The sequence below is a fragment of the Clavibacter sp. genome (assembly GCF_014802555.1).
In the GTDB taxonomy this organism is placed as follows: domain Bacteria; phylum Actinomycetota; class Actinomycetes; order Actinomycetales; family Microbacteriaceae; genus Clavibacter; species Clavibacter sepedonicus.
This window is the reverse complement of the sequence record NZ_JAAVCB010000063.1, coordinates 1-6066: the sequence shown is the minus strand read 5'-3', so window position 1 is coordinate 6066 and position 6066 is coordinate 1. Positions and strand designations below refer to the sequence as shown.

Below are 6066 nucleotides of genomic sequence, written 5' to 3'. Positions count from 1 at the left end.
TGCCGAGGGCGACGCGGCGCGCGCGCGGCGGCACCGGGATCCGGCGGGCGAGGGCGCGGATCCGGCCCTCCGTCGGCGGGCGCTCGGCGGGCCCGTCGGCCTCGAGCGGTGGGAGGGACGAGGGGCGAGAGGGCATGCGGGATCCGGCTTCGATTCAGGGGGAGTGCGCGAGAGCGCATGCGGAGGCTATCCCTGTATGAGAACGGTTCTCGCCACCTGTGGAGGGCGGGCGGCATGCCCGCCGCACATGACGAGGCGGCGGGCTGGAGAGCCAGCCCGCCGCCCCGCGTCCCGGTCAGGCGACCGGGTCCGGCGTCATCAGCCGCAGTGCGACTTCCACACCTTCGGGAAGTCGAAGTAGTAGCCCAGGCCGCAGGTCCAGCTCTTGATGAACTCGCCGAGGCCCCCGACGACCACGCCCAGCGCGATGCAGGAGAGCCGTGAGAGGTCGAGCGTGATGCACACCGTGCCGATGTAGGCGGCGACGCCCAACGTGATGATCGTCTTCACGACATAGCCGGGGATGTGCCACTCGTGGTTGCTCCACGCCCACTTCGACTCGGTGATGCCCGCAGGGACGTCCTTCTGCGGGGTGACGGTGTGCCCGTCCTGCACCTGCAGGGCCTGGCGGATGGACGCGTTCTCCACCGCGTTGGCGTGGGACGGTGCGGAGTCCGCCAGCTCCGCACGGATCTCGGTGGCGACCTGCGCGTGGCTCTCGCCCTTCGCGACCCATGGCTGGATGTGCTGGCCGCCGACGACCACGCCCTCCGTGGCGACCGACGCGAGCTGGTCGGCGGTGATCTTGCCGCTCTTCACGTCGTGCTCGAACGTGCCGTTGAGGAGGGACGAGGCCACGGCCGACTGCTCGAGGTGGGCGGGGGCGGCCTGGGCGGCGTCGCCGGAGCCCAGCCCGAAGAGCGCGACGGCGGTGACGGTGACAGCGGCGGCGAGCAGGCGGACGGACGGGCGGAAGTGGGCGGGGGCTGTGGGGGATGCGAGGGACATGCCTGACCTTCCGTATCGAGGGGCGACCATCGCCCCGCGAGCACGGTAGGGGCGCGATCCCCGCGCTCAGTGATCCATCGACTACGTCCCGGTGAACGCCGCATGTCCGTCAGACGATTGTCTGACGAGCGCTCGCTCGCCACGGATCCGGCTCCGGACGTCCACGCCGCTGTCGGCTTCCCGGCGACCCGGGTGGGTACCATTCCTCGATCCCCGACCGGCGGCGGACAAGGAGTGACATGAACCAGCGGCAGGCGGCGGTGTCCCGGGCGCGGCGCGAGATCGTCGAGGCGGCGGGCGCCCAGTTCGCGACCCACGGGTACGAGGGCACGTCGTTCTCCCGGGTGGCCGAGGCGATGGGGAAGCCCAAGTCCGCCATCGGGTACCACCTCTTCGCGTCCAAGGAGCGCCTCGCGGGCGCGGTCGTCGAGGACCAGGAGGACCGCTGGCTCCGCATCGAGGCGGCGCTCGACCGGAAGGGGGTGCTGCACGAGCTCGTCGTCTTCCTCCTCACCGGCGCCAGCACGGTCGAGGTCTGCCCCGTCGCTGCCGGCGCCATCCGGCTCCTGCAGGACATGCCGCGCCTCGGCCTCGCCGTCGAGCGCCGCTTCGACGTGTGGCGGTTCACCCGCGAGCACCTGGAGGCGGAGCTCGCGGCGCAGGGCGTCCGCGCCGCCGACCTCGACGCCGTCGTCGACGTCCTGCTCAGCGCGACCTTCGGCGTGCTCTCCTACCGGTCGCCGAGCGCGCCGGAGGGGGATCGGCTGGAGCGGCTCCGCAGCCTCTGGATCCCGCTGCTCACCCACCTGGGGCTCGCCGACGTCGACGCCGTCGTGCGCGCCGCCCAGCCGCTCGACCTGGCCCTCGTGGAGGAGGGCCGCGCGGACGCCTCCGAGGCCCACGTCTGGACGGGACGCGGCGACGCGGACGACGCCTCCTCGGATCGGGACCGCGCCCGCGCCTGACGCGTTCCCCGCACGACGACGCAGGCCGGCCCCGTAGGACCGGCCGGCGCCGTCGCGTGGCGTCGCGCTACTCCACGCGACCCGCGTACCGGTAGCGGAAGCCGTTCCCGTCGGTGACCACCACGTCGTAGTAGCCCCACTCGTCCACCGGCCAGTTCACCGTCGTGCTGCGTCCGGGCTTCACGGTCTCGTGGCGCTCGCGCGTGATGAAGTCGTCGGCCGTCAGCGTGCAGTGCACCGACGGCGTCCCGTCGTTCGCGAGCGTGAGGCGCAGCACGGGCTTGCCGCCCGGGATCGTCTCGGCCGAGACCCGAGACCCGAGACCCGAGACCCGGGGCACGGGCACGTCGGCCTTCCCCGCCGCGACCACGGTGCCGGCGAAGCGGCGGAGGAACCGGTCGGGCCCGTAGGGGCTGAAGTCGTACGCCCCCGTGTGCGCGGTGCTGTCCCACGTGCAGGCCGCCTTCCCGCGCGGCGCCACGGTGAAGGGCGTCGACGCGAAGGGCAGCGCGATGTCGGGGAACACCTGGTGCGAGACGCCCTGCCGGCCGCTGTTGTGCATCGTCAGCGTGACCCGGCCGGTCGCCCGGTCCACCGCGACGTCCGCGTCCTGCCGGTAGGGGAGCGGGCGGTGGCGGACGGTGCCGACCTCCTGCTCGGGCATCCGCTGCGCGCCCACCGCGGGCTCCTGCACGGGCGGCTTCGCCATGTCGGCGTCGGCGGCCGCGACGAGCGCCTGCGTCGCGCTCATCGGCAGCACCTCCGTGGCCGACGGGATCGAGAAGTCGGGGTGCGCGAAGTCGAAGCAGGAGGTCAGGTCGCCGGAGATGGTGCGGCGCCACTCGGAGATGTTGGGCTCGTGGACGCCGGTCCAGGTCTCGAGGAACCGGATCACCGAGGTGTGGTCGAACACCTGCGAGTCGACCCAGCCGCCCCGGCTCCAGGGCGACACGACCGTGAGCGGCACGCGCGTGCCGTACCCGATGGGGAGCCCGTCGACGTACTCGTCGGCCGTGCCCGGCTCGGCGAGCGGCGGGAGCAGGTGGTCGAAGTAGCCGTCGTTCTCGTCGTAGTTGATGAGGAGCACCGTGCTCGCCCAGGTGTCGGGGTTGCTCATGAGCGCCTGGATCACGGCGTTCGTGTAGTGCGCGCCGTAGTCGGGGCTGGCCTTCGGGTGCTCGCTCCAGCCGTACGGCGCCACGACGTACGAGACCTGCGGCAGCGTGTTCGCCGCGGCGTCCTTGCCGAACTCCTCGAGCAGGTGCGTGACGTCGAGGCCCTTGCCGGAGTCCGGCTTCCAGCCGTCGTGCAGGCCGCCGTCGAGCGCGAGCTGCTGCGTCGCGGGATCCTCCGAGGCGAGCGCGTCGTGGTACTGGTGGAACAGCCACAGCGGATTGTCGCCGTAGTCGCCCACGTAGGGGTGCGTGCCCTCGTCGCCGACCTCGTCGTTCGCGTACGTCTTCCAGGTGACCCCGGCCTGGCGGAGCCGCTCGGGGTACGTCGTCCAGCTGAACACGGGGGCGTAGTCGTCGGGGTTGTCGATGGCGGGGCCGCCGGCCGTGCCGCGGGGGTCGACCGTGCCGGTCCACTGGAAGAGGCGGTTCGGGGTCGTGGGGCCGATGAGGGAGCAGTGGTAGTGGTCCGCGATCGTGAACGCGGACGCGAGCGCGTGGTGGAAGGGGAGGTCGTCCTTGGTGAAGTAGCCCATGGTCTGCTCGCTCTTGGCGACCACCCAGTTGTCCCACGCGCCCTTGTTCCAGGCCTGGTGCCCGCCCTTCCAGGAGTGGTCGAGGCCACCGGCGCCCTGCGCGTTGAAGCGGGACGAGTCGAGCGGGAAGGGCAGCATGCGCCCGCCGTCGGGGCGGCTCGCGTCGGGCTGCGCGAAGACGGTGCCGCCGCCGGGGAGCTCGACGGCCTGCTTGTCGCCGAAGCCGCGGACGCCCGGCAGCGTGCCGAAGTAGTGGTCGAAGGAGCGGTTCTCCTGCATGAGGATCACCACGTGCTGGACGTCCTCGATGGAGCGCGTCAGGTTCCTGCGGGTGGCGGCCGTGGCCGCCGTCGCCGCGCCGGGCGCGCCGACCACGGAACCCGCGGCCACGCCCGCCATGATCGCGGCGGCGCCGCCGAGCAGGACGGTGCGGCGGCTGACGCCCGGGCGGATCCCGGTGCGGTAGGGGCGCGACGAGTCGAGCGGGGGCGCGGCGTCGACGCCGGCCGCGAGGTCGACGTCCGGGGCGTGCTCTTCGGGCTTGGAGGCGCTCACGGGGCGGTCCTTCTTCCTGGATCGTGCCGCGGCCCGCGGGCGGGGGATCCCACGGTGCGGCGACACGGAGGGCGCGCGCCGTCGCGGGGTCCCGCTTCGACGCGTGCTCGGCTCGACGCGGGGGATCCCGGCGGGTCGCGCCTAGGAGCGTCGATGCCAGGCGTGATCCTCCCCGGTGCAGGGGAACAGCGGGTCGCGCGGAGCGACATCCGTCGGAATGCCGCCTGAACAGCGGGATCGTTCCCGACGCTGCCGCGTGCCCACCGCCGATCCGTCAGACGGGCCAGACCGGTCGGAACTGGATGCTGATGCGCGGCCCCACGGCCTTCGCGGTCTTGAGGATGGCGTGCTCGTGCGTGCGCTGCGCGCTGCCGCCCATGACGACGAGGTCGCCGTGCCCGAGCGGGAAGCGCCGTACCTCCCCGCCGCCCTTCGGTCGTAGTGACAGCGTGCGCGCCGCGCCCACGGACACGATGGCGACCATGGTGTCGCGGTCGATCGTGCGCCCGACGCGATCCCCGTGCCCCGCGACGCTGTCCTCGCCCGTGCGGTAGAAGCAGAGCCCCGCGGTCTCGAGCACCTGCCCGGGCGGGCGCCCGTAGTGGTCGTTGAGCGCGTCGCGCGCCTCCACGAGCACCGGCGCGGGCAGCCGGGCGCCGGGGCCGTACCAGGAGAGGAGCCGCGGCACCTCGACCGTGCGGCCGTGCATGAGGCGCGTGTCGGCCGTCCACTCCACGTCCTCCACGAGCCGCTCGAACAGCGCGTCCGAGTCGCTCACCCAGCCGGGCCGGATGTCGAGCCACGCGCCCTGCCCGAGGTCGAGCCGCTGCACCTCGTCGCCGAGCGCACCCAGGCCGGGCTCGGCCTGGAGGTCGTCGAAGAGGGAGGCCTGGAATGCGATGCTCATGGCGCGAGCATAGCCCGAATGTTCGAACGGATGTTCGAGTGACCGAGCGCTGGGGAGAGCCCGATCAGGCCGCGCGGGCGCGGGACGCGCGGCGTCCGGCCCACGTCAGGAGGAGCGTCAGGGCGCAGATCATCGCGGCGATGACGGCGACCCACACCGCCACGGTGCCGTATCCGCCGCCGCCCGTCGCGGGATCCAGGAAGGGGTACGGGTAGTAGGTCGCCGCCCCCGTCACCTCGTTGCCCGTGATCGGCCCGCGCGCGAGCGTCACCGCGACCCAGACCAGCGGGAAGACGACGACCCGGCCGACCGCGCCGTAGCCGAGCGCCCGGCGGTCCGACGCGAGCAGCCAGTCGGCGAGGACGAGCAGGGGCACGACCACGTGCAGCACCTCGTTCGACCACGGGAGGTTGCCGCCGGGGATCGTCGGCAGGCCGCGCAGCAGCAGGTTGTAGACGATGCCGGTCGTGACCATGTAGGTGGTGGCCGCCAGCCGGAGGGTCGTCCAGCCGCGCCCGGGGGCGGGGGTCCGTCGCAGCAGCCGCACGGCGCCGACCGCCATGACCACGGCCGCCAGGAGGTTCGACTCGATGGTGAAGTACATGAGGAAGTCGACGGTCTTGCCCCAGATCCCCTCCACCCCGATGCTCCGCCAGTACGTGGAGCTGACCACGTACTGGCTCGTGACGGCGACCAGCACGGTCAGGGCGGTGAGGAGGCGGACGACGGCCCAGGTGATGCGCACGCTCCACCGTCCCACATCGGCCGTGCCTCGAGGATCCGCGGTCGGCGCGCCGCCGGTGGCGCGGCCTAGTTGTAGTTCCCAGTGAGGTTGTGAACGCGTTCGGCGGGCGTGAGTCCGCCGATGCCGGTGTGGGGGCGGTGGTGGTTGTAGTGATGCAGCCAGGCAGGGTAGGTCGCGG

6 protein-coding genes are annotated in these 6066 nt (G+C 72.9%); 1 reads left to right on the top strand and 5 read right to left on the bottom strand.

Features of this window, described 5'->3' with window-relative positions:
- Positions 1–318 precede the first annotated feature (318 nt).
- Positions 319–1008, bottom strand: coding sequence for a hypothetical protein (locus HDR73_RS07125; RefSeq protein WP_012297735.1), 690 nt, complete (start codon positions 1006–1008; stop codon positions 319–321).
- A 239-nt stretch (positions 1009–1247) separates the two neighbouring features.
- On the opposite strand from HDR73_RS07125, the gene HDR73_RS07120 reads away from it, so the two are divergent.
- Positions 1248–1973, top strand: coding sequence for a TetR family transcriptional regulator (locus HDR73_RS07120; RefSeq protein ID WP_012297736.1), 726 nt, complete (start codon positions 1248–1250; stop codon positions 1971–1973).
- A 67-nt stretch (positions 1974–2040) separates the two neighbouring features.
- On the opposite strand, the gene HDR73_RS07115 is transcribed toward HDR73_RS07120, so the two are convergent.
- The 4 genes from HDR73_RS07115 to HDR73_RS07100 all read right to left on the bottom strand — a co-directional run.
- Positions 2041–4236, bottom strand: a complete 2196-nt coding sequence (locus HDR73_RS07115; protein ID WP_041464285.1) for a phosphocholine-specific phospholipase C — start codon at positions 4234–4236, stop codon at positions 2041–2043.
- A 274-nt stretch (positions 4237–4510) separates the two neighbouring features.
- The gene (locus tag HDR73_RS07110; protein WP_041464286.1) at positions 4511–5143 is read right to left on the bottom strand and encodes an alpha-ketoglutarate-dependent dioxygenase AlkB; all 633 of its coding nucleotides are present in this window, start codon (positions 5141–5143) and stop codon (positions 4511–4513) included.
- A gap of 64 nt (positions 5144–5207) precedes the next feature.
- Positions 5208–5888, bottom strand: a complete 681-nt coding sequence (locus tag HDR73_RS07105; protein ID WP_012297739.1) for a Pr6Pr family membrane protein — start codon at positions 5886–5888, stop codon at positions 5208–5210.
- Between the two features lie 65 nt (positions 5889–5953).
- Positions 5954–6066, bottom strand: a 113-nt coding sequence (locus HDR73_RS07100; RefSeq protein WP_287136296.1) for an integrase core domain-containing protein, incomplete at its 5' end; no start/stop codon positions are given.

Bases quoted from the DNA above. Each gene is read 5' to 3' on its own strand.
- HDR73_RS07120 (WP_012297736.1), top strand. From the start codon at position 1,248: ATGAACCAGCGGCAGGCGGCGGTGTCCCGGGCGCGGCGCGAGATCGTC.
- HDR73_RS07110 (WP_041464286.1), bottom strand. From the start codon at position 5,143: ATGAGCATCGCATTCCAGGCCTCCCTCTTCGACGACCTCCAGGCCGAG.
- HDR73_RS07125 (WP_012297735.1), bottom strand. From the start codon at position 1,008: ATGTCCCTCGCATCCCCCACAGCCCCCGCCCACTTCCGCCCGTCCGTC.